The organism is Pseudochelatococcus sp. (genome assembly GCF_050946405.1).
In the GTDB taxonomy this organism is placed as follows: Bacteria; Pseudomonadota; Alphaproteobacteria; order Rhizobiales; family Beijerinckiaceae; genus Pseudochelatococcus.
On record NZ_JBMNUS010000002.1, the window covers coordinates 447,502 to 469,455 of the forward strand.

Annotated in this window: 21 protein-coding genes and 2 tRNA genes; 5 read left to right on the top strand and 18 right to left on the bottom strand. The window is 68.4% G+C overall.

Going from position 1 to position 21,954, the window contains the following annotated elements:
- Nucleotides 1–35: 35 nt before the first annotated feature.
- The 4 genes from ACOYJQ_RS05685 to ACOYJQ_RS05700 all read left to right on the top strand — a co-directional run bounded on the left by ACOYJQ_RS05685 (nt 36) and on the right by ACOYJQ_RS05700 (nt 841).
- Nucleotides 36–112 (top strand) — tRNA-Pro (locus ACOYJQ_RS05685).
- Between the two features lie 97 nt (nt 113–209).
- Complete coding sequence (locus ACOYJQ_RS05690) at nt 210–518, top strand: ETC complex I subunit (RefSeq protein ID WP_433457034.1); 309 nt, start codon at nt 210–212, stop codon at nt 516–518.
- A gap of 48 nt (nt 519–566) precedes the next feature.
- A tRNA-Arg gene (locus ACOYJQ_RS05695) sits at nt 567–643 on the top strand.
- A 51-nt stretch (nt 644–694) separates the two neighbouring features.
- Nucleotides 695–841 (top strand): hypothetical protein, encoded by a 147-nt coding sequence (locus ACOYJQ_RS05700; RefSeq protein WP_433457035.1) that lies wholly within the window; start codon nt 695–697, stop codon nt 839–841.
- A 92-nt stretch (nt 842–933) separates the two neighbouring features.
- On the opposite strand, the gene ACOYJQ_RS05705 is transcribed toward ACOYJQ_RS05700, so the two are convergent.
- On the bottom strand, nt 934–1,170 hold the full coding sequence (locus ACOYJQ_RS05705) for a hypothetical protein (protein ID WP_433457036.1): 237 nt from the start codon (nt 1,168–1,170) through the stop codon (nt 934–936).
- 104 nt (nt 1,171–1,274) lie between these two features.
- The gene (ruvX, locus tag ACOYJQ_RS05710) at nt 1,275–1,760 is read right to left on the bottom strand and encodes a Holliday junction resolvase RuvX (RefSeq protein WP_433457037.1); all 486 of its coding nucleotides are present in this window, start codon (nt 1,758–1,760) and stop codon (nt 1,275–1,277) included.
- A 164-nt stretch (nt 1,761–1,924) separates the two neighbouring features.
- On the opposite strand from ruvX, the gene ACOYJQ_RS05715 reads away from it, so the two are divergent.
- Entirely contained in the window at nt 1,925–2,623 is a 699-nt protein-coding gene (locus ACOYJQ_RS05715; protein WP_433457038.1) for a metal-dependent hydrolase, read from the top strand.
- A 36-nt stretch (nt 2,624–2,659) separates the two neighbouring features.
- On the opposite strand, the gene gatB is transcribed toward ACOYJQ_RS05715, so the two are convergent.
- The 16 genes from gatB to ccmI all read right to left on the bottom strand — a co-directional run bounded on the left by gatB (nt 2,660) and on the right by ccmI (nt 21,895).
- Nucleotides 2,660–4,150, bottom strand: a complete 1,491-nt coding sequence (gene gatB / locus ACOYJQ_RS05720) for an Asp-tRNA(Asn)/Glu-tRNA(Gln) amidotransferase subunit GatB (RefSeq protein WP_433457039.1) — start codon at nt 4,148–4,150, stop codon at nt 2,660–2,662.
- Nucleotides 4,147–4,545 carry a chorismate mutase gene (locus ACOYJQ_RS05725; protein ID WP_433457040.1) on the bottom strand — a complete coding sequence of 133 codons (399 nt, stop codon included), beginning with the start codon at nt 4,543–4,545 and terminating at the stop codon, nt 4,147–4,149. Before ACOYJQ_RS05725 ends, gatB begins: the two co-directional genes overlap by 4 nt.
- A 4-nt stretch (nt 4,546–4,549) precedes the next feature.
- Nucleotides 4,550–6,028: an Asp-tRNA(Asn)/Glu-tRNA(Gln) amidotransferase subunit GatA gene (gene gatA / locus ACOYJQ_RS05730; protein WP_433457041.1), complete on the bottom strand. Its 1,479-nt coding sequence runs from the start codon at nt 6,026–6,028 to the stop codon at nt 4,550–4,552.
- Entirely contained in the window at nt 6,028–6,315 is a 288-nt protein-coding gene (gatC, locus tag ACOYJQ_RS05735) for an Asp-tRNA(Asn)/Glu-tRNA(Gln) amidotransferase subunit GatC (protein ID WP_433457042.1), read from the bottom strand. Before gatC ends, gatA begins: the two co-directional genes overlap by 1 nt.
- Nucleotides 6,316–6,429: 114 nt before the next feature.
- Nucleotides 6,430–7,653, bottom strand: a complete 1,224-nt coding sequence (gene dprA, locus ACOYJQ_RS05740; protein ID WP_433457189.1) for a DNA-processing protein DprA — start codon at nt 7,651–7,653, stop codon at nt 6,430–6,432.
- A 17-nt stretch (nt 7,654–7,670) separates the two neighbouring features.
- Nucleotides 7,671–8,288 (bottom strand): glycerol-3-phosphate 1-O-acyltransferase PlsY, encoded by a 618-nt coding sequence (plsY, locus tag ACOYJQ_RS05745; protein WP_433457043.1) that lies wholly within the window; start codon nt 8,286–8,288, stop codon nt 7,671–7,673.
- Between the two features lie 72 nt (nt 8,289–8,360).
- Nucleotides 8,361–9,674, bottom strand: coding sequence for a dihydroorotase (locus tag ACOYJQ_RS05750; protein WP_433457044.1), 1,314 nt, complete (start codon nt 9,672–9,674; stop codon nt 8,361–8,363).
- On the bottom strand, nt 9,671–10,630 hold the full coding sequence (locus tag ACOYJQ_RS05755; RefSeq protein ID WP_433457045.1) for an aspartate carbamoyltransferase catalytic subunit: 960 nt from the start codon (nt 10,628–10,630) through the stop codon (nt 9,671–9,673). The genes ACOYJQ_RS05750 and ACOYJQ_RS05755 overlap by 4 nt, the downstream gene beginning before the upstream one ends.
- 193 nt (nt 10,631–10,823) lie before the next feature.
- The gene (locus ACOYJQ_RS05760; protein ID WP_433457190.1) at nt 10,824–13,775 is read right to left on the bottom strand and encodes a bifunctional [glutamine synthetase] adenylyltransferase/[glutamine synthetase]-adenylyl-L-tyrosine phosphorylase; all 2,952 of its coding nucleotides are present in this window, start codon (nt 13,773–13,775) and stop codon (nt 10,824–10,826) included.
- Between the two features lie 78 nt (nt 13,776–13,853).
- Complete coding sequence (locus ACOYJQ_RS05765; RefSeq protein WP_433457046.1) at nt 13,854–15,302, bottom strand: ATP-binding protein; 1,449 nt, start codon at nt 15,300–15,302, stop codon at nt 13,854–13,856.
- Nucleotides 15,286–15,969, bottom strand: a complete 684-nt coding sequence (locus ACOYJQ_RS05770; RefSeq protein ID WP_433457191.1) for a response regulator transcription factor — start codon at nt 15,967–15,969, stop codon at nt 15,286–15,288. The genes ACOYJQ_RS05765 and ACOYJQ_RS05770 overlap by 17 nt, the downstream gene beginning before the upstream one ends.
- A gap of 87 nt (nt 15,970–16,056) precedes the next feature.
- Nucleotides 16,057–17,571 (bottom strand): Do family serine endopeptidase, encoded by a 1,515-nt coding sequence (locus tag ACOYJQ_RS05775; protein ID WP_433457047.1) that lies wholly within the window; start codon nt 17,569–17,571, stop codon nt 16,057–16,059.
- Between the two features lie 168 nt (nt 17,572–17,739).
- A complete protein-coding gene (locus ACOYJQ_RS05780) occupies nt 17,740–18,195 on the bottom strand; it encodes a cytochrome c-type biogenesis protein (protein ID WP_433457048.1) in 456 nt (151 codons plus the stop codon).
- A gap of 10 nt (nt 18,196–18,205) precedes the next feature.
- Nucleotides 18,206–20,209 (bottom strand): heme lyase CcmF/NrfE family subunit, encoded by a 2,004-nt coding sequence (locus ACOYJQ_RS05785; RefSeq protein WP_433457049.1) that lies wholly within the window; start codon nt 20,207–20,209, stop codon nt 18,206–18,208.
- A gap of 39 nt (nt 20,210–20,248) precedes the next feature.
- Entirely contained in the window at nt 20,249–20,713 is a 465-nt protein-coding gene (ccmE, locus tag ACOYJQ_RS05790; RefSeq protein ID WP_433457050.1) for a cytochrome c maturation protein CcmE, read from the bottom strand.
- A gap of 39 nt (nt 20,714–20,752) precedes the next feature.
- On the bottom strand, nt 20,753–21,895 hold the full coding sequence (gene ccmI, locus ACOYJQ_RS05795; protein ID WP_433457051.1) for a c-type cytochrome biogenesis protein CcmI: 1,143 nt from the start codon (nt 21,893–21,895) through the stop codon (nt 20,753–20,755).
- Nucleotides 21,896–21,954: the final 59 nt, after the last annotated feature.

Sequence of the window (21,954 nt, forward strand, 5' to 3'; positions counted from 1 at the left end):
CAAGCCACTAGGACAGGAGTCGCACGAGAGGCGGACGGGGCATAGCGCAGTCTGGTAGCGCATCTGCTTTGGGAGCAGAGGGTCGCAGGTTCGAATCCTGCTGCCCCGACCAGTCGCCTGTGCTATACGACGCCTGATCCGGCGGCGTCGAGCGGTCGTCGCGCCGGATGTCGCCTGATTGGTTTCTAGGATATTCGGGTGTTTGGAAGATGACAGCTTTCGCACGCATCTATAAACCGGCGCGCAACGCCATGCAATCCGGCACCGCCCGCAGGCGTTGGCTGCTCCAGTTCGAGTCCGGCCGCGCCCGCGAGATCGATCCGCTGATGGGCTGGACCAGCTCCGCCGATACCCGCCAGCAGTTGCGGCTGTGGTTCGACACCAAGGAAGAGGCCATCGAATATGCCACGCGCGAGGGCATTCCCTTCCGCGTCGAGGAGCCGCACGAGTCGCGCCGGCGCATCATCTCGTATTCCGACAATTTCAAGTTCAACCGCGTCGGTGCGTGGACGCACTGACCGGCATCGGGCAGGCTGCGCGTTCGCGCCGGCGCTGTCCGCCGCTTCGGCCCCGTAGCTCAACCGGATAGAGCACTCGCCTTCTAAGCGAGTGGTTGCAGGTTCAAGTCCTGCCGGGGTCGCCATCATTCCGATACCGCCGCAACCCTGCCGCACGGCGGCGCGGATACCGGTTCATGCCGGAGCGTTTCTGGTTTGAACGGAAACGCTCCGGCTTTTGCCTGTGGCTGAAAAATGCTTTTTCTTTTGCTCAATCGCCGCACGGGCTCAGGGTTTCTCAGCTTTTCGATTCAATCAGAACGAGAAAAACCGCTGGAGCGTGATGGCGATTCAACCTGATCGCATCCCGCTCCAAATTCCGTGTTTTACCGCAACTTGCGTTCAAATCGATGGATCGACTTGAACGCAAACCGCTCTAATCGTTCACCGAAGCGAGAGATGAAGCCTCCCGCCGCGCCATCTCCAGCAGATAAGCAACCGAATCAAGTCTGTGACAGCGCGCCAGCGCGGCGAGTTCGCCGCTCATCTGGCAGACGTAGGCCGCCGTCTCGGCACGCGATACCCTGTCGTCGTCCGGCGTTGCATCGCCCTCAGGCCGGCCAACCGCCGCTTCCGGTGCCGTCGCAGCTTTCTTAGGGGGGAGGAAAGACATCAAAAAACGCCCGATCGTGTTACCAAACGACCAACGCAGTCTAAGCACAGCATCGTGCACACTCAAGGCGTGTTTTGTGCACAATTCTCACCTATAAGTTGTATTCATGTAGAATCGTCGTGATCGTCGAGATATGACAGCCTGTCGAGCGCGCCTTGCAGGATATAGGCGGCGGCCAGCTTGTCGACCAGTTCCGTGCGCCGTGCGCGGGAAGTGTCGGCCGAGATCAGCGCGCGCGTGACGGCGACGGTGCTCAGGCGCTCGTCCCACAGCACCACCGGCAGCGGCGTCAATTTGTGCAGATTGCGCAGGAAGGCCCGCGTCGACTGGGCGCGCGGCCCCTCGGAGCCGTCCATGTTGAGCGGCAATCCGAAAACGAAACCGCCCACATTATGCGTTGCCGCGAGTTCGAGGATGCGGGCGGCGTCATGGGAGAATTTCGTCCGGCGAATCGTCTCGAGCGCGGTCGCGATGCGCCGGCCGACGTCGGACAACGCCAGCCCGACGGTTTTCGTGCCGAGGTCGAAACCCATGAGTCGCCGGCCGGGCGGCATGTCCCTGAAGGTTTCGAGGGATACGATGTTTGTCATCTTTCTCGCTTATGGCAGTCCGCATTCGGTCTCATCGTCATTTCGAATGCGCGTTGAGAAAAATATAGAGAATAGAGCGGGTTGCGCAACAGCCCCGATTCGACGACGATGCAGGCCGGGCCGTCCGGCGGCCGGATTCATTTCGCACGAGGAGCAACGCAGCCATGAAGATCACCTGGTTCGGACATTCCGCCTTCCGGCTCGATTTCAGCGACAAGGTGGTGCTGATCGATCCCTATCTCACCGGCAATCCGGCCTTTACCGGCGACAAGGCGGAGGCGGTGCGCGGCGTCACCCACATTCTCGTCACCCACGGCCACGGCGATCATTACGGCGATACCGTCGCCATCGCGGCGGAAACGGGCGCGACAGTCGCGACCAACGCCGATCTCGCGTCGTGGTTCGCCCACAAGGGCGTGAAGCGCCTCGAACCGATGAACACCGGCGGCAGCATCGACGCCGGCGGCTTCTCGGTGACGCTGGTGCGCGCCGATCATTCCGCCGCCGCCATCGAGGACGGCATGAGCCAGGCGCTCGGCAACGCCAACGGCATCGTCGTCAAGGCGGCGGGCGAGCCCACCGTCTACCATCTCGGCGATACCGACATTTTCAGCGACATGGCGCTGATCGCGGAAATCCATGCGCCGGACATCGCCTTCGTGCCGATCGGCGACCGGTTCACCATGGGCGCGCAAACCGCCTCGCTCGCCGTGCGGCGTTTTCTGAAAACGGAGCGCGTGGTGCCTATCCACTACGCCACATTCCCGCTGCTCGCCCCGAACGCCGAGCATTTCGTCGCCGCGCTCGACGGTGCGCCGACGCAGGTGATCGTGCCTGAGAAGAACAGCGCCTTCGATCTCTGAATCGAGAGGGGCCGTCAGGCCCCTCCCACCGCGACGTCACTCGATCCCGAGCTTCGCCTTCAACACTTCGTTCACCGCCTGCGGATTGGCCTTGCCGCCGGTCGTCTTCATCACCTGGCCGACGAACCAGCCGAGCAGCGTCGGCTTCAGCTTCACCTGTTCCACCTTGTCGGGGTTGCCGGCGATGATGGCGTCGACCGCCGCTTCGATCGCGCCCGTATCCGTCACCTGCCTGAGGCCGCGCTCCTCCACGATCGCACGCGGATCGCCGCCTTCCGTCCAGACGATCTCGAACAGATCCTTGGCGATCTTGCCGGAAATCACCTTCTCGCCGATCAGGTCGACGATCGCGCCAAGCTGCGCCGCCGATACCGGCGAGGTGGCGATGGTGTGGCCTTCCTTGTTGAGCCGGCCGAACAGCTCGTTGATGACCCAGTTCGCCGTTGCCTTGCCATCACGGGGATTCTGGCCGTCACGCCCCTTCGCCACGTCCTCGAAGAAATCCGCCGTATCGCGCTCCGCCACCAGCACGCCGGCGTCATAGGCGGAGAGACCGTAATCGGCGATGAAACGCGCCTTCTTGGCGTCCGGCAGTTCCGGCAGCGCGGCCCCCAGGGCGTCGACGTAAGCCTGATCGAAGGTCAGCGGCAAAAGGTCTGGGTCCGGGAAATAGCGGTAGTCGTGCGCCTCTTCCTTGGAGCGCATCGAGCGCGTCTCGCCCCTGGCCGAATCGAACAGGCGCGTTTCCTGATCGATGCGGCCGCCGTCTTCGAGAATGCCGATCTGGCGGCGCGCCTCGTACTCGATGGCCTGGCCGATGAAGCGGATCGAGTTGACGTTCTTGATCTCGCAGCGCGTGCCGAGCGGCGCGCCGGGGCGGCGCACGGAGACGTTGACGTCTGCGCGCAGGCTGCCCTTTTCCATGTCGCCGTCGCAGGTGCCGAGATAGCGCAGGATGGTGCGCAGCTTCGTCACATAGGCTTTCGCCTCGTCGGCGGAACGGATGTCGGGGCGCGAGACGATTTCCATCAGCGCGACGCCGGAACGGTTGAGATCGACGAGGCTCGCGCCGGGGCTGAGATCATGGATCGACTTGCCGGCATCCTGCTCCAGATGCAGCCGCTCGATACCCACGACGATCTGCCGGCCATCCGCCAGATCGACGATCACCTCGCCCTCGCCGACGATGGGGTCCTTGAACTGGCTGATCTGGTAGCCCTGCGGCAGGTCGGGATAAAAATAGTTCTTGCGGTCGAACACCGAGCGCAGGTTGATCTGCGCCTTGAGCCCGAGGCCCGTGCGCACGGCCTGCGCCACGCATTCGGCATTGATCACCGGCAGCATGCCCGGCATGGCGGCGTCGACGAGCGAGACGTGATCGTTCGGCGCGCCGCCGAATTCCGTCGAGGCCCCGGAAAACAGCTTCGACTGCGACGATACCTGCGCGTGGATTTCCATGCCGATGACGATTTCCCAATCGCCGGTTGCGCCCTTGATCAGATTGTGCGTGGCCACAGGGGCGTTCATCGTTCTACTCCGTCTCCGGGACTGGAGCTCTTTCCGATTTCACCCGATCGGGAAAAGCTCTGCGATTCTTTTTCTGGAGCGACTTCCGGTCTGTCGGAAAACGCTCCGGCCGGCGCAAGCCGCTCGTCCTCGTATGCGATCACCCAATCCATCATCGTCCGCCACACGGCTTCCGCGAAATCGGGCGGCGCGCCGGCCTCTGCGGCGCGGCGGCGGACATGCGCGGCGACTTCCTCGACACGGGCGGGAATCAGCGCCGGCAGGCCGTTGGCGCGCTTGGCGGCGATCACGCGCTCGACCACCGCCATGCGCCGCGCCAGCAGCATGACCATGTCGGCATCGATAGCGTCGATCTCGGCCCGGAATTCCGCAAGCACGTTTTCCGCCGCCGCCATGACGCTACTTCCACCAGCGGGGCGCGACGACCCGGCCGGCCGCCTGCTCGATCACCTCGCCCGCCGCGAACAGCGTTTCCTCATCGAACGGCCGCCCGATGAGCTGCAATCCGAGCGGCAGCCCCTCCTGCCCCAGCCCGGCGGGAACGGCAAGACCCGGCAGCCCGGCCATGTTGACGGTCACGGTGAACACGTCGTTGAGATACATCTCGATGGGCGAGGCGTTCGCCATCTCGCCGATGCCGAAGGCGGGCGTGGGCGTCGCCGGCGTCAGGATGGCGTCGACGCCCGAGGCGAAGACGTTCTCGAAATCCCGCCGGATGAGCGTGCGCACCTTCTGCGCGCGGACGTAATAAGCGTCGTAATAGCCCGCCGACAGCACATAGGTGCCGATGAGGATGCGCCGCTTCACCTCGCGGCCGAAGCCCGCCGCGCGCGTGTTCTCGTAAAGCTCCGCGATGTCGCGCCCCGGCACGCGCAGGCCGTAGCGCACGCCGTCGTAACGGGCGAGGTTCGAGGAGGCCTCCGCCGGCGCGACGATGTAATAGACGGCGAGCGCATGGGACGTGTGCGGCAGGAAGACTTCCACCACCTCCGCGCCCGCGTCGCGCAGCCAGCCGGCCCCCCGCTGCCAGAGGGCATCGATCTCGGCGGAAAGACCCTCGACGCGGTATTCCTTCGGAATGCCGATCTTCATGCCCTTGATGGAACGGCCGATGGCCGCCTCATAGTCCGGCACGTCGCGCTCGACGCTGGTCGAATCCTTCGGGTCGAAGCCCGCCATCGAGCGCAGCAGGATTGCGGCGTCGCGCACCGTGCGCGTGATCGGCCCGGCCTGATCGAGCGAGGAGGCGAAGGCCACCGTGCCCCAGCGCGAGCAGCGCCCGTAGGTCGGCTTGATGCCCACGGTGCCGGTGAAGGCCGCCGGCTGGCGGATGGAGCCGCCCGTATCGGTCGCCGTCGCGCCCAGGCAAAGCCCCGCCGCCACCGCCGCGGACGAACCGCCGGAGGAGCCGCCCGGCGTAAGCCTCGTCTCCGATCCCTCGCGCCGCCAGGGATTGACGACGGGGCCGAAGAACGATGTCTCGTTCGACGAGCCCATGGCGAACTCGTCGTTGTTCAGCTTGCCGAGCATCACCGCCCCGTCCCGCCACAACTGGGCGGTGACGGTCGATTCGTAGGACGGCACGAAATTTTCGAGAATGCGCGAGCAGGCCGTGGTGCGCACGCCCTCCGTCGCGAACAGATCCTTGACGCCGACGGGAATGCCCTCCAGCGGCCCCGCCTCGCCGGCCGCCAGCCGCGCGTCGGAAGCCTTCGCGCCGTCGAGCGCCTTTTCGGGCGTCACCCGCACATAGGCGTTGAGCGCCCGCGCCGCCTCGATGGCGTCGAGATGGGCTTGCGTCAGTTCCGTGGCGGAGAAGCGCCGCGCGGCGAGACCGTCGCGCGCTTCCGCGAGGGTGAGCTGCGTCAGATCGGTCATTATTCCACCACCTTCGGAACCACGAAATAATTGTCTTCGGCCTGCGGCGCGTTGGCCACGATCCGCTCCGCGCAGCCGCCGTCGTTCACCACATCCGCGCGCTGGCGCAGCGCCATGGGAATCACCGACGTCATCGGCTCGACGCCGCTGACGTCGACCGCATCGAGTTGCGCCACGAAGCTGAGGATGGCGTTCAGTTCGCTGCGCAGTTGCGGCACCTCGTCATCGGTCACGGCGATGCGCGCGAGATGCGCGATACGGCGGACGGTATTCTCGTCAACGGCCATGGAATCCGGTCACTCTCGTTCTTGTCGGGACTCTCGATGCATCAGGCTTCGGGCTATAGCACCCTCGAGCGCCGCGTCGCAAGATGCATGCCGGGGCGCATTTCCCTCACATGCTCAGGAAGCCAGCAGCGACACGCGGTTGCCGGGGTGGCGCGCGATGCGCCCGGCCAGTTCCAGATCGAGCAGCGCCGTATGCACCACCCGCACCGACAGGCCGGAACCGCGCACGAGTTCGTCCACGTCGACGGGCGACGCGCCCAGAAGTCCGGCGACGATGCGCGCGCCCTCCTCCATCTGCGCCGGAAACCGGCCGCGCTCGTCGTCCGCGCGCCCGCCGCCGTCGTAAAGGCCCGGATCATAGGCCGCGCGGGCCGCGACGGGCGCGGGCGCAACTTCCGGCCAGTCGAACTCGTCCCACAGCGGTTCGCCCGTATCGTTCAGGTCGTCGGCGTCGAACAGCGACTTTTGCGCCGGTTCCCGCTCCACCAGCGGCGCGAGCGCCGTCACCACGTCGTCGACGCCCGCGCACAGACTTGCGCCCTGGCGGATGAGATCGTTGGGGCCTTCGGCCCGCGGATCGAGCGGCGAGCCCGGCACGGCGAACACCTCCCGCCCCTGCTCCATCGCGAAACGCGCGGTGATCAGCGAGCCCGACCGGCGCGCCGCCTCCACCACGACGGTGCCGAGCGCGAGCCCCGAAACGATGCGGTTGCGGCGGGGAAAGTCGCGCCCGCGCGCGGTCCAGCCCATCGGCATTTCGCAGATGGCCGCGCCGCGCCCCACGATTTTTTGCAGCAGCGGCTCGTTCTCCGCCGGGTAAACCTTGTCGTGGCCGCCGGCCAGCACGGCGACCGTGCCCGTGACGAGGCTTTCCGCATGGGCATGCGCATCGATGCCGCGCGCCAGCCCCGAGACGACCACGAAACCCGCCTCGCCCAACCCGCGCGCCAGCCGTCCGGCGAAGGTCTGCCCGTTGGCCGAGGCGTTGCGCGAGCCCACGATCGCGACCATGGGCCGCGCCAGCACGGCCGTTTCGCCGCGCACGGCGATCACCGGCGGCGCGGAATCGATGGCGCGCAAGGCGGCGGGATAATCGGGCTCGCCCAGCGCCACGAAAGACACCTCAAATCGCCGTGCCGCCGCCAATTCCCGCTCCACCTCCTCCCGCGAGGCGACGCGGACGGGGCGGCCGCTCTTGCGCGCCAGTTCCGGCAGCGATTCCAGCGCGGCGGCGGCCGTGCCGAAACGGGCGATGAGGGCGCGGAAGGTGCGCGGGCCGACATTGTCGGAACGGATCAGGCGCAGCCAGTTCAGCCGCTGTTCGTCATCCAGCCGCACGCCCGCCGCCATCCGCCCTATCCCTGCTTCTTCTCACCGATGCGCGGCTCCGTCTTCGCCGCGAGGCGCGCGATGTTGGCGCGATGCTTCCACCACAGCAAGGCGCTCAGAAAACAGGAGAGCACCGCAACCTTGTCCTCGCCCGCCTGCCACAGCACGAGCGGCGTCGCGGCGCTGGCGACGAGCGCGGCGAGCGACGAATAGCGATAGAGCAGCGCCGTCGCCAGCCAGATGAGCGCGAACGCCACCGCGGCGACGGGCGCGAGGCCCACGAGACAGCCGATGAACGTCGCGACGCCCTTGCCGCCCCGAAACCCCAGCCACGCCGGATAGAGATGCCCCAGAAACGCGCCGAGCGCGGCATAGAGCCCGGCATCGCCGCCGATGAGGTCCTCGGCGAGAATGACGGCGATCGCGCCCTTGAGCATGTCGCCGAGCAGCGTCGCGGCCGCGAGCGCCTTGTTGCCCGTGCGCAGCACGTTGGTGGCGCCGATATTGCCCGAGCCGATCTGCCGGATGTCGCCGAGCCCGGCAAACCGCGTCAACAGCAGGCCGAAGGGGATCGAGCCCAGACAATAGCCGAGCACGAGCGCGAGAACGCCCCAAGGCCAGAATTGCGCCAGCAAGTTTTCCATCGGCCCCCAGGCTCCGCGTCACGTACATCCTGAAAGCGGCTGGCGCCTTCAGGTCGAAATCATCGGCGCCGTTCAGTCCTGCGACCCGTCGCAGGCATAAACCAGGCGCCCGGCGATATAGGTGCTCAGCACCCGCCCCGTCAGCCGCGCCTCGTCGAACGGCGAGTTCTTGCTCTTGGAATGCAGCTTCCGCTTGTCGACGACAAAGGGAACATCCAGGTCGATCACGATGAGATCGGCAGGCTTGCCCGCCGCCAGCTCGCCGCCCGGCACGCCGATGAGCTGCGCGGGGCGCGTGGAAAGCGCATGCAGCAGGCGCGGCAGGGCGATCTGCCCCGCTTCGACCAGACGCAAACCGGCGGAGAGCATCGTCTCCAGTCCGAGCGCGCCGTTGGCGGCTTCCGAGAAGGGCCTGCGCTTGGTCTCGACGTCCTGCGGGTTGTGGTCGGAGACGATCACGTCGATCACGCCTTCGGCCAGCGCCGCGATCACCGCCTGCCGGTCGTCCTCGTCGCGCAGCGGCGGCGACAGGCGCAGGAAGGTGCGATAGTCGCCGATGTCGATCTCGTTCAGCGTCAGGTTGTTGATCGACACGCCGCACGTCACCGGCAGGCCGCTGTCCTTGGCGCGGCGCATGATGGCCACCGAATCCGCGCACGACACGAGCGCCGCGTGATAGCGCGCGCCGGTGAGCTTGGCGAGGCGGACGTCGCGCTCCAGCACCACCGTTTCGGCCTCGCGCGGAATGCCGTGCAGGCCGAGCAGGCTCGCGCGCGCGCCCTCGTTCATCACGCCCTGCCCGACGAGATCGGGGTCCTCGACGTGATTGACGATCAGCGCGTCGAAATCGCGCGCATAGGTCATGGCGCGGCGCAGTACCTGCGCGTTGGTGACGGAACGCGTGCCGTCCGTGAAGGCGACGGCGCCCGCTTCCTGCAACAGGCCGATTTCCGTCAGCTCGCGCCCCGCCAGCTCCTTGGTGAGCGCCGCCGCCGGGTGGATATGGACGATGGCCGTGTCGCGCGCGCGCCGCAGCACGAAGTCGACGATGGCCGGCTCGTCGATCGGCGGGTTCGTCTCGGGCATGCAGACCACGGTGGTGACGCCGCCGGCCGCCGCCGCCTCACTGGCGGATTTCAGCGTCTCGCGGTGCTCCGCGCCGGGTTCGCCCACGAAGGCGCGCAGGTCCACGAGGCCCGGCGCAAGCACATGGCCGCCGCAATCGAGCTCGCGCGTGCCTTCCGGCCCGCTGCCCCCGACGAGATGCGGCCCGACATCGACGATGACGCCGGCGCGCACCAGCACGCCGCCGCGCTCGTCGCGCCCGCTCGCGGGATCGATGACACGGGCATTGTGAAAGAGCTGCGGAGGCAGAAACGCGCTCATCGATGGCCCCCCTCGTTGGGAAGATGCTGCGCCAGCGCCTCCAGCACCGCCATGCGCACGGCAACGCCCATTTCCACCTGCTCGCGGATCAGCGATTGCGCGCCGTCCGCCACGCCCGAATCGATCTCGACTCCCCGGTTCATCGGGCCCGGATGCATCACCAGCGCATCGGGCTTCGCCCACGAGAGCTTTTCGGCATCCAGCCCGTAGAAGCGGAAATATTCCTTAACGGAAGGCACGAAGGAGCCGTTCATGCGCTCGCGCTGCAAGCGCAGCATCATCACGATATCGGCGCCTTCCAGCCCCTTCCGCATGTTGGTGAAGGTCTCGACGCCGAATTGCCCGATGCCCTCCGGCAGCAGCGTCGACGGCCCCACGCAGCGCACGCGCGCGCCCAGCGCCTGCAACAGGATGATGTTGGAGCGCGCCACGCGCGAATGCAGCACGTCGCCGCAGATGGCGACCGTCAGCCCCTCGATGCGGCCCTTGTTGCGCCGGATGGTCAGCGCGTCCAGCAGCGCCTGCGTCGGGTGCTCGTGCGCGCCGTCGCCGGCGTTGATCACCGAGCAGTCGACCTTGCGCGCCAGCAGATGCACCGCGCCCGCCGCGTGATGGCGCACGACGATGATGTCCGGCCGCATCGCGTTCAGCGTCATGGCCGTGTCGATCAGCGTCTCGCCTTTCTTCACGGAGGACGAGGCGACCGACATGTTCATGACATCCGCGCCAAGGCGCTTGCCCGCCAGCTCGAAAGACGATTGCGTGCGCGTCGAGGGCTCGAAGAACAGGTTGATCTGCGTGCGGCCCCGCAGGGTCGCGCGCTTCTTCTCCACCTGGCGGCTGACCTCGACGGCCTTGTCGGCCATATCGAGCAGCGTCTCGATATCCGGCCGCGACAATCCCTCGATGCCGAGCAGATGGCGATGGGGAAACTGGAGTGTGTGATGCTCGCTCATTCTGAAAGCATCGCTATAAAGCATTCCGGCCCGGTTGGAAATCGCCCCGCGCGATGATGCGCGCCCGATCCGCCGCTATCCAGAACTATTTTGCGCACGCCGTTCCGGCAGGGCATGCGCCGCTTCGTATTCATCCTCTTATTATTGTTAAATATCATATGGTTAAAGAAGAGAATGAATCTCCTTCATCAACTCACGAAACGCCGAGCATATCCTCGAAGATGCCGCGCACCCGCGCGCGCGTTTCGTCGAGATGCAGCGCCAGCACCCTGGCGTCCGGCACGCCGACGGCCGTGGCGATGCGGGCGACGACCGCGGGCGAGACGGTCTGCGGATCGAACCGGCCCTCCACCGTCAGGCGCTGCCATTGGAAGACATCGGACAGCAGCCGCCAGGCGGTGCGAAGCGTCTCCGCCGTCTCGGGCTTCAGCAGGCCGAGACCGCCGGCAACGTCGAGAACGCGCGCGGTGCCGACGTCCGCCACGAGTTCGGCGTGATCCGCCGCATGGGCGAGCACGAGATATTGCGCCATGAACTCAAGGTCGAACAGCCCGCCGCGCGCCAGCTTCATGTCCCAGCCGTCGGCATCGCCTTTTTCGGCGGCGATGAGCGCGCGCATGTCGCGCACCTCCTTCGCCAGCGCCTGCCGGTCGCGGGGCCGGCGCAGGATGGCGCGGATGGCCGTCTCCACCTCGCGCGCGAGGCTGTCGTCGCCGGCGATCACCCGCGCGCGGGTCAGCGCCATGTGCTCCCACACTTCCGCATGGTGGGCGTAATAATCGGGAAAGCCGCGAAACTGCGATGCCACCGGCCCCTGTCCGCCGGAGGGACGCAGCCGCATGTCGACTTCATAGAGGCGGCCGCGCCGTGTCGGCACGGTGAGCGCGCTCACCAGCCGCTGCGTCAGGCGGGCGTGGTAGACGACGGCTTCCAGCGGCCGCGCGCCGTCGCTGCGACTCTCCGCGGGATCGAAATCGTAGATCGACACCAGATCGAGATCCGACGAGGCGGTCATCTCACGCGCGCCGAGCCGGCCGAAGCCGAGCACCACCATGCGCGCGCCCGGCACCGCGCCGTGCTCGGCGGCGTAGGCCTCGCGCACCTTGTCGAGCGTGACGGCGACAAGCGATTCCGCGATCGCCGCATAGGCCGCCCCGGCGCGCTCCGGCGGAATGATGCCGGAAATGAGGCGCGCGCCGGTCAGAAAAGTCTCCTGCCGCGCGGCGTCGCGCGCCTTGTCGAGAAACTCCTCGAATGCCCCGGCGCCGCCCGGCACGGCGACGAGACTGCGCACGCGCTGGCCCACGGTGCGCGAATCGACCGCCGGGGAAAAGAACAGCGGATCGATCACGGCGTCCAGCACATGCGGGCTTTGCGCCACGACATCGGTGAGGCGCGGCGCGGAGCCGAGCAGGTCGGCGAACAGCGCCAGCAGGCGGTCGTTCGAGCGCAGGATCGACAGCAGCTCGACGACCGCCGGAATGCGCCCGAACGCCTCGTCCAGCGCCCCAAGCGCCGCATCGGGCGCGGCGGTGCGGCCGAGCGCGGTGAGCAGCGCCGGCGTGATCTCCGTCAGCACCTCGCGCGCGCGGGCGGCGGTGAACGCCTTGCGCCGCCCGAAATGCCAGCCGCGCACCGTCTCCGCCACGCGCGCGGGATCGCGGAAGCCGAGCCGTTGCAGCGTCTGCATGGTTTCGGGATCGTCCTCCGTGCCGGTGAACACGAGGCTGCCGGCCTCCGCCGCCAGCTCCGGCCCTTCCTCGAACAACAGCGCGTAGTGCTCCTGCACGATGCGGGCCTGGCGGGTGAGTTCGGCCGAGAACGCGGCAAGCGAATCGAAGCCGCAGAAGCGGGCGAAAAGTTCGAGCGTCGCCGCATCGGCCGGCAGGCGCTGCGTCTGCTCGTCCGCCACCATCTGCAACCGGTGCTCGACGGTGCGCAGGAAGATGTAGGCCGCCGTCAGGTCGTCGCGCGCCTCGGCCGTGATCCAGCCATCCGCATTGAGCGCCTTCAGCATGTCCAGCGTGCGCCGGCCTCTTAATGAAGAACGTTTACCGCCGAACACAAGCTGCTGCGTTTGAACAAAAAATTCGATCTCGCGAATGCCGCCGCGCCCGAGCTTGATGTCATGGCCGGCCACCGCGATCTCGCCGTGTCCGCGCACGGCGTGAATCTGCCGCTTCATGGCGTGGATGTCGGCGATGGTGGCGAAGTCGAAGTACTTGCGCCAGACGAAGGGCCGCAGTTCGTCCAGAAACCGTTGCCCCAGCGCGATATCGCCGGCGACGGGGCGCGCCTTGATGAAGGCGGCGCGCTCCCAGTTCTGCCCCACCGTCTCGTAATAGCTGAAGGCCGTGGGCAGCGCGACGGCGGGCGCGGTGGAGCCCGGATCGGGCCGCAGCCGCAGGTCGACGCGGAACACGTAGCCGTCGCCGGTGCGCTCCTGCAACAGCTTCACCAGATCGCGCGCCAGCCGCACGAAGAAGGACGGCGCATCGGCGCGTCCGCTCACCGGCGCTTGCGGATCGTAGAACAGCACGATGTCGATGTCGCTGGAGTAGTTGAGTTCGCCCGCCCCGTGCTTGCCGAGCGCCAGCACGACGAGGCCCGATTCCGCTTCCGGGTTGTCGGGATCGGGCGGGCTGAAGCGCCCCGCCGCCACGGCCTGCCGCAGCAGGAAGCGCACGGCCGCGCCGACCGCCGCGTCGGCGAAGGCGGACAGGGATTCGACCACGGTTTCAAGGTTCCACACGCCGCCGAGATCGGCGAGCGCCACGAGCAGCGCATGCGCCGCGCGCGCCCGGCGCAGGTCGCGCATCAGGGCGGCGGCATCCGCCGCCTCGCGCCCGGCCCGCGCCACATCGCCGAGAATGCGCGCGCGGCTGTCGCCGGGAGGCGAATCGAGCAGGCGTTCCAGCCGGTCGGGATCGTTGAGCGCGAGCCGCCACAGGAACGGCGATTGCTCCGCCAGCGCCGCGAGAAGCGTCCGCTCCGCCTCCGCCCGGTCCGCCGCGCCCCGTATCTCCGCCAGCGCGGCGTCGGCCTCGCCGGGACGCGCGAGCACGGGCGTCGGCAAAAGGCGCTTACGCAGAAGCTGGCGCTCACGCAGAAGCTGGCGTTCGCCCGGAAGCTGGCGCTCACCCATGTCCGTCAGGCTCGTTGCGATTTCGTCCCGATGGGTCACGCGCTCATCTCCTGTGCCGACGCTTTCGATATCCGTTTCTCACGCGTCGAGCTTATCCGAAAAGGGCGCGGATTTCTCGGCCTGATGCGCGATCGGCAGCGACATGACCACGCGCAAGCCGGGCGCGTTGTCCTCAAGGCTCAACGTGCCGCCATGCATGCGCGTGACGGCGGCGACGAGGCTGAGGCCCAGCCCGAAGCCCGGCCGGGTGCGCGACGATTCGAGCCGGGCGAAGCGCTCCAGCACGCGCGCGCGGTCGGCCTCCGGGATGCCGGGGCCGCGATCCGCGACGGTGATGATCGCCACATCGCGCCCCTCATGATCGCGCTCCCGCCGCGCCGCGACGGCGATCTGCGCCCCCTCCGCGCCCTCGGGCATGCCGTATTTCAGCGCGTTGTCGATCAGGTTGGCAAGTGCCTGCCCCACCAGTTCCCTGTTGCCGCTCACGGGCAGCACGAGATCCGGCGCGATGCCCACGACGACCGGCGCCCGGGCTTCCTCCGCCGCCGCCTCGTAGAGTTCGGCGAGGGAGCGCGCCGTCTCCGCTGCGTCGAAGGGCGCCGGCGCGGGTGCGCCGTTGCCGGCTTCGAGCCGGGCGATGGTCAGCAGGGCGTTGAACACCATGATGAGATTGTCGGATTCCTCGATCGTGGCCTCCAGCGCGCGCGCATATTCCTCCGGCGTGCGCGCGGTGCGCAGCGCCTCTTCCGCGCGGTTGCGCAGACGGGTGAGCGGCGTCTTGAGGTCGTGGGCGATGTTGTCGGAAACCTCCTTCATGCCGGCCATCAACTCGCCGATGCGGTCCAGCATCGCATTGAGGTTGAGCGCCAGCCGGTCGAGCTCGTCGCCGTTGCCGGCCACCGCCAGCCGCCCGCCCAGATCGCCGGCCATGATGGTGCGCGTCGTCTCCGTCATGGCGTCGACGCGCCGCAGCACGCGGCCGGTGATGAACCAGCCGCCGATGCAGGCCAGCACCGTCACGAGCCCGAGCGACAGCAGCAGCGCGGAGCGCACCACGCCGCCCAGATGCTCGCGCTCGCCGACATCCCGCCCCACCAGCATGCGAAAGCCGCCGGGCAGCAGGAACACATGCGCCACCGCCTCGCGCGTGCGCGCCTCGCCGTCGCCGCCGGGGCTGTAGAGCGTTTCGTGCTCGCCGGGGCGGTCGAGCAGGCCGAGCGGCACGGAAGCCACGTTGCCCGCAAGCTGCTCGCCGGCGAAGGTCGTCACGAGGTAGAGCGACGCCCCCGGCTCCCGCGTGCGCCGCTCGATGACGGTGACGAGGCGGCGGATGCCACCGATGCGGTATTGCTCCGAAAGCCCGCGAATCTCCGCCTCGATCGTATCCCTGATCTGGCCGTCGATCACCTGCCGCGTGTTCCATGCCACGTAGCCGATGATGAAGGCCGCGAAGAGCGTGAACAGCAGCAGATAGATGGCGGACAGCTTGAACGCCGTCGTGCGGAAAAGCTTACCGAGCGCCGTCACGGATCATGTACCCCGCGCCGCGCACCGTATGGATGAGCGCGGTTTCGTGCCCCTTGTCGATCTTGGCGCGCAGGCGCGACACATGCACGTCGATGACGTTCGTCTGCGGATCGAAATGGTAATCCCACACGTTTTCCAGCAGCATGGTGCGCGTCACCACCTGCCCGGCATTGCGCATGAGGTATTCGAGCAACCGGAACTCGCGCGGCTGGAGCACGATCTCCTCGCCCGTGCGCGTGACCTTGTGCGACAGGCGGTCGAGTTCGAGATCGCCGACGCGGTAGACGGTCTGCTCGCGGGCCTGCCCGCCGCGCCGGCGCGCCAGCGCCTCGACGCGCGCCAGCAGTTCGGAAAAGGCGAAGGGCTTGGCGAGATAGTCGTCGCCGCCGGCCCGCAGACCTTTCACCCGATCGTCGACCTGCCCCAGCGCGGAGAGGATCAGCACCGGCGTCTCGACCTTCTGCTCGCGCAGGGAGCGGATGACGGACAGGCCGTCGAGCCGCGGCAACATGCGATCGACGACGAGCACGTCGAAATCGCCCTCGCGCGCCTGCGCATAGCCCTCCAGCCCGTCCGGCGCGTGCTCGGCGAGATGCCCCGCCTCCCGCAGCGCCTTGACGATGAAGGCGGCGGCCTGCGCATCGTCCTCGATCACCAGAATCTTCATGGGCACCAGAGTATCCTCCCTTTTACGAAAGAAAAGCGGCCGCGCGGAACACACGCGGCCGCCAACCTCTTTCAGCCGGGGAAAACCTCAGCCGCCGACGGGCAGGGCGATGAAGCGGGTGCCTTCCTGGTTCTGGACGCGGAAGAGCACCGCCTTCTTGCCCTCCTTGCGCACGGCCGTCACCTCGCGGCGCACGTCGGCGGGCGATTCGACCTTCTTGCCGGATACCTCGATGATGACGTCGCCGGTCTTGAAGCCGCGCTGGTCGGCGGCGCTGTCGGGCTCCACGCCGACCACGACGACGCCTTCCTTGCCCGCGCCGCCGACGCTGCCGGCAGGCGCAAGCCGCAGGCCGAGGCTGCCGCCGTCGTTCTGCTCGCCGGCCGAGGCGGACTGGGGATCATCGGGCAACGCCGTCAGCTTCACCGTGATGGTGCGCTCCTTGCCGTCTCGCCACACCTTCAGCTCCACCGAGGTATCGGGGTTGAAGCCGGCGATCTCGCGGGAAAGCTCGCGCGCGTCCTTCACGCCCTTGCCGTTGACGGCGATGATGGCGTCGCCGGACTTGACGCCGGCCTTGTCCGCCGGGCTGTCGCTCTCGACGCGCGCCACGATCGCGCCTTCCGCCTTCTCGAGGCCGAGGCTCGATGCGATATCCTCCGTCACCGGCTGGATCTGCACGCCGAGGAAGCCGCGCCGCACGGTGCCGTGATCGCGGATCTCGCTCACGACCTTCTGCACGGTTTCCGCCGGGATGGCGAAGGCGATGCCGACGCTGCCGCCCGAGGGCGAGGCGATGGCGGTGTTCACGCCGACCACGTTGCCGGCGAGATCGAAAGCCGGGCCGCCCGAGTTGCCCTTGTTCACGGAAGCGTCGATCTGGAGGAAGTCGTCATACGGGCCGGCGCCGATGTCGCGGCCGCGCGCCGAGACGATGCCCGCCGTCACCGTGCCGCCGAGACCGAAGGGGTTGCCCACCGCCAGCACCCAGTCGCCGACGCGCGGCAGCGTGGAGGCGAAGGCGACGAACGGATAGGGCCCCTTCTTGTCGACCTTCAGCAGCGCGATGTCGGTGCGCGGATCGGTGCCGATCACCTTGGCGTCGAGCGTGCGGCCGTCGTCGGTGCGCACCTCGACTTCGGCGCTCTTCTCGACCACATGGTTATTGGTGACGATGTAGCCGTCTTCGGAGATGAAGAAGCCGGATCCTTGCGCCTCGCCGAAGCGGCGCTGCGGCCGGCGGCCCTGCGGACGCTCGCCGGGAGGCGCGAAGCGGCGGAAAAACTCCTCGAACGGGCTGCCGGGCGGAAGGCCGAACTGCTCCAGCGAGGGAATGGGGCTTTCGTTTTCGACGGCGATCTTGACGCGCACGGAAACCACGGCCGGCTTCACCTTGTCCACGAGATCGGCGAAGGAGGTCTGCCCCGGCACGACGACCGGCGCGACGGTCGACGTGGTGCCCTGCGCGAAAGCGGCCGGCGGCGGCGCCAGCGTGATATTGGCGAGCGTGCCGGCGCCGGCGAGCGCCGCGAGCGCCACGGCGCCGAACAGCATCGAACGGTAGCGGCGGGCGGGTCTGGAGGTCGGGTTGAGATCGGACATGAACGTGTCTCCTGAATACCGGGGCCGGCGGAACGGCGGTGGCCATCGGCGAAGCGCCGGGCGACGCATGGTCGTCACGGCTCCGCCGGCTGTTGAGAAACAATATGGGGGAGCGACCCTTACGGCGACATCAACGTCACATGAAATATTGTTAACCTGGCGTGAAACTCAATCCTGCCCCAGAATGGCATCAAGGCGCGCCTTCTCCTCCGGCGTCAGCGCGGGCGTGCCCGCTTCCTGCCGCCGGCGGCGCGCGCCGCGCACGAGCGCGACGGCGCCGAAGGCCAGCACGATGACGGGACCGAGCCACAGCAGGGCCGTGTGCAGGCCGAAGACCGGGCGCAGCAGGACGAACTCGCCATAGCGGGCGACGATGAAATCCGTCACCTCCCGGTCGCCGTCGCCGGCGACGAGGCGCTCGCGCACCAGCAGGCGCAGGTCGCGCGCCAGCGGCGCGTCCGAATCGTCGATCGATTCGTTCTGGCACACGAGGCAGCGCAGTTCCGCCGAGATGTCGCGGGCGCGTTGTTCGAGCGCCGCATCCGGCAGCACCTCGTCCGGCTGCACCGCCCGCGCCGGCGTCCCCGTCAACAGCAGACAGAGCAGGATCGTCAATACGCGCATCGCCGCCTCCTCAGGACGCCGCCACGGCATCGGCGCGCCCGCCTCCCGCGAGCGCCCGCCTCGCCTTCGCCCGCACCGGCGCGCCGATGCGCAGGTGCCGGTCTGTCAGCGAGAGCCCGCCGCCCAGCGCCGTGACGAGCGTGCCGATCCAGATGAGCAGGACGAAAGGCTTCCAGTAGAGCCGCACGCCGATGCCGCCGCCAGGCTCTTCCTCGCCGAGCCCGACATAGATCTGGCCGAGCCCGCGCGTCATCAGCCCCGCTTCGGTCGTCGCCATGCCGCGGGCGGTGTAGAGCCGCTTTTCTGCGGTGAGCGCGCCCACCGGCACGCCGCCGCGATACACGGAAAAGCGCGCGACATTGGCGCGGTAGGTGTGCGCGCTGTAGGGCGTCACGCCGTCGAGGCGCAAAGCGTATTGCCCGGCGGAAACCGTTTCGCCCGGCCGCACGACGGCGAGCGTCTCCACGCCCCAGGCGGTCGCGGCGATGCCGAGCACAGTGACGCCGATGCCGGCATGGGCGACGGCCGTGCCCCAGGCGGAACGCGGCAGCCCCCGCGCGCGCCGCCAGGCGGTGGCGAGCGGCATGCCGCGCGACCACACGCGCGTGACGATCTCGGACAGCGCGCCCGCCACCGCGAAGAAGCCGAACCCGACGCCGAGCAGCGCCAGCACCGGCCCGCCGCGCGTGGCGGCGAGCACGGCGAGCGCCGCGGCGAGGGCCAGCGCGAGCGCCGCCGTCAGCCGTTGCGCCGCGCCCAGCAGGTCGCCGCGTTTCCACGCCAGCGTCTGCCCCAGCGGCATGAGCGCGATCAGCGGCATCATGATCGGCAGGAAGGTGGCCTCGAAATAGGGCGGGCCGACGGAAATCTTGTCGCCCGTCAGCGCCTCCAGCGCCAGCGGATAGAGCGTGCCGATGAACACCGTCGCGCAGGCGGTCGACAGCAGCAGGTTGTTGAGCACCAGCGCGCCTTCCCGCGACACGGGCGCGAAGATGCCGCCCGCCCGCAGCAAGGGCGCGCGCAATGCGAACAGCGCCAGCGAACCGCCGATGAAGAAGGTCAGGATGATGAGAATGAACGTGCCGCGCTCGGGATCGGTGGCGAAGGCGTGCACCGAGGTCAGCACGCCCGAGCGCACGAGGAAGGCGCCGATCAGCGACAGCGAGAACGTGAGGATGGCGAGCAGGATCGTCCACACCTTGAGCGCGTCGCGCTTCTCCATCACCACCGTGGAATGGATGAGCGCCGTGCCCGCGAGCCACGGCATGAAGGAGGCGTTCTCGACCGGGTCCCAGAACCACCAGCCGCCCCAGCCGAGTTCATAATAGGCCCAGTACGAGCCCATGGAGATGCCGAGCGTGAGAAATACCCAGGCCATGAGCGTCCACGGGCGCACCGCCCGCGCCCACACGGCGTCTATCCGCCCGTCGATGAGGGCTGCGACCGCGAAGGCGAAGGAGATGGAGAAGCCGACATAGCCGAGGTAGAGCAGCGGCGGATGGATGGCGAGGCCGATATCCTGCAACAGCGGGTTGAGATCGCGCCCCTCGAAGGGGGCCGGATCCACGCGCGCGAAGGGGTTCGACGTAAGCAGGATGAACAGCAGAAAGGCGATCGTCACCGACGCCTGCACGGCGAGCGTCAGCGCCCCCAGCCGCTCCGGCACACGGTTGCGCGCCAGCGCCACCAGCGCCCCGAAGAGCGCGAGGATCAGCGCCCACAGCAGCATGGAGCCCTCGTGATTCCCCCATACCCCGCTGATCTTGTAGATGAGCGGCTTCATCGAGTGGGAGTTCTCGACGACATTGGCCACCGAGAAGTCGGAAACGATATAGGCGTGGGTCAGCGCGGCGAAGGCGACGGCGACCATGGCGAAGACGCCGAGCGCCGCCGGCCCCGCGATGCCCATCAGCGCCGGGTCGCGCGCCCGCGCGCCCCAGAGCGGCAGCACGCATTGCACGACCGACAGGCCCAGCGCCAGCGCCAGCGCGTAATGTCCGATCTCGACGAGCATTCCCACCTCGATGCGCGGCCGCTTTACTGCGTCACGGGTTTACTGGGTCACGGGCGCTGCGTCGGCGCCCTCCGCGTGCTGCCACAGGCCCTTTTCCTTCAGGGCGTCCGCAACCTCGCGGGGCATGTAGTTCTCGTCATGCTTCGCCAGCACGCTGTCGGCGGCGAAACTGCCGTCGGGCGCGAGCACGCCCTCCGTGACGACGCCCTGCCCCTCGCGGAACAGGTCGGGCAGCAGCCCTGTGTAGCGCACCGCGATGTCGCCCGCGCCGTCGGTGACGACGAAATGCACCGTCTGCCCGCCGGGCCGCGCCACCGACCCTTCCTTGACGAGGCCGCCGAGCCGCAGGCGCGTGCCGGGCGGGATGTTCATGGCGGCGATATCCGCCGGCGAGCGGAAAAAGACGATGGTGTCGCGCATGGCGAACAGCACGAGCCCCAGCGCCGTGCCAAGCACGGCGAGCCCGCCTGCGATCAGCGTCAACCGGCGCTGCTTTCTCGTCATCGCTCACCTTCCGTCATGCGTTCCCCTCGCCTGTCTTCCTCATCGCCCGCTTTCCCCCGCCGGCGCGGCCGGATTGCCCGCGCCGATATGGAGGTCGTCGGCCAGCGCATCGAGGCGGCGCAATGCCGCACCGTCACCCGCCAGTTGCCTGCGCGCGGCGGCCAGCGCCGCCGCCGCCTCGGTCTTGTCGCCGAGGACTGCGTAAGATCGGATCAAACGCAACCAATCGTCAAGTCCGGCGTCGCCGCTTGCCGCGCGGGCGGCGAGTTGCGCGACCATGCCGCGAATGGCCTGCATGCGCTCCTCGGGCGCGAGAGCGGCGATCGCTCTTCCCGTCTCGCTTCGGGAAGGGTCGCCGAGCGTCGCCAGCCGATTCTCGACCGCCGGCCGCCACGGCGCATCGGCCGGCGCGCCGGCGAGCAGCGCGCGCAGGCGCGCCGCAGCGGCTTCCATATCGCCATCCTGCTCGGCGGCGACCGCCAGATGGAAGGCCGCGCTCGGATTGCCGGGATCGGCGGCAAGCGCCTTCTCGAAGGCGGCCCGCGCCTCGGCCGAGACGACGCCGTCACCCGCCATGACCAGCGCCTCCCCCAGCCCCGCGAAACGCGCGGCGGAAGCCCCGTTCAGCCGCAGCGCCTCGCCGAACGCGCGCGCGGCGTCGTCGAAGCGCCCGGCGCGAAGGTAGATCGGGGCGAGCACCTCCCAGCCGCGTCCGTCATCGGGCTGGCGGGCGAGATGCCCCTCCACGCGCGCCACCGCCTCGTTGAGATCGAGCGTGCGCGGATCGCCCGCGCCGAGGCGCGCGGCGAGCGGCGCGCCGGCGAGATCCGGCTGCCCCAGCGCGCCGTAAAGCGTCAGCGCCGCCAGCGGGATGACGGAGATCACGATGGCCGACGCCGCGCGCCGGCGCCGCAGGGCGGGCTCGCCCTTCTGGTCGCCTTCGTCAGCCTGCCCGGCCGTGGCCCGCAGCAGTCGCCGCCCGGCCTCCGCGCGCGCCGCCTCTCCTTCGGACGCCGGCAGCAAGCCGCGCGCCATCTCGCGGTCTATTTCGGCGATCTGCTGGCGAAAGAACGCCTTGTCATCGACGCCGCCGGCGACGGCCTGCCGGCGTCGCGACAGCGGCCACAGCGCAAGCAGCACGGCCGCGCCGGTCATGATGGCGAATATGAACCAGATCGTCATGGGCTTTCATACCATCGTCGGCCGCTCGCAACTGAGGCGTGCTCGGGCGGCATTTGGTC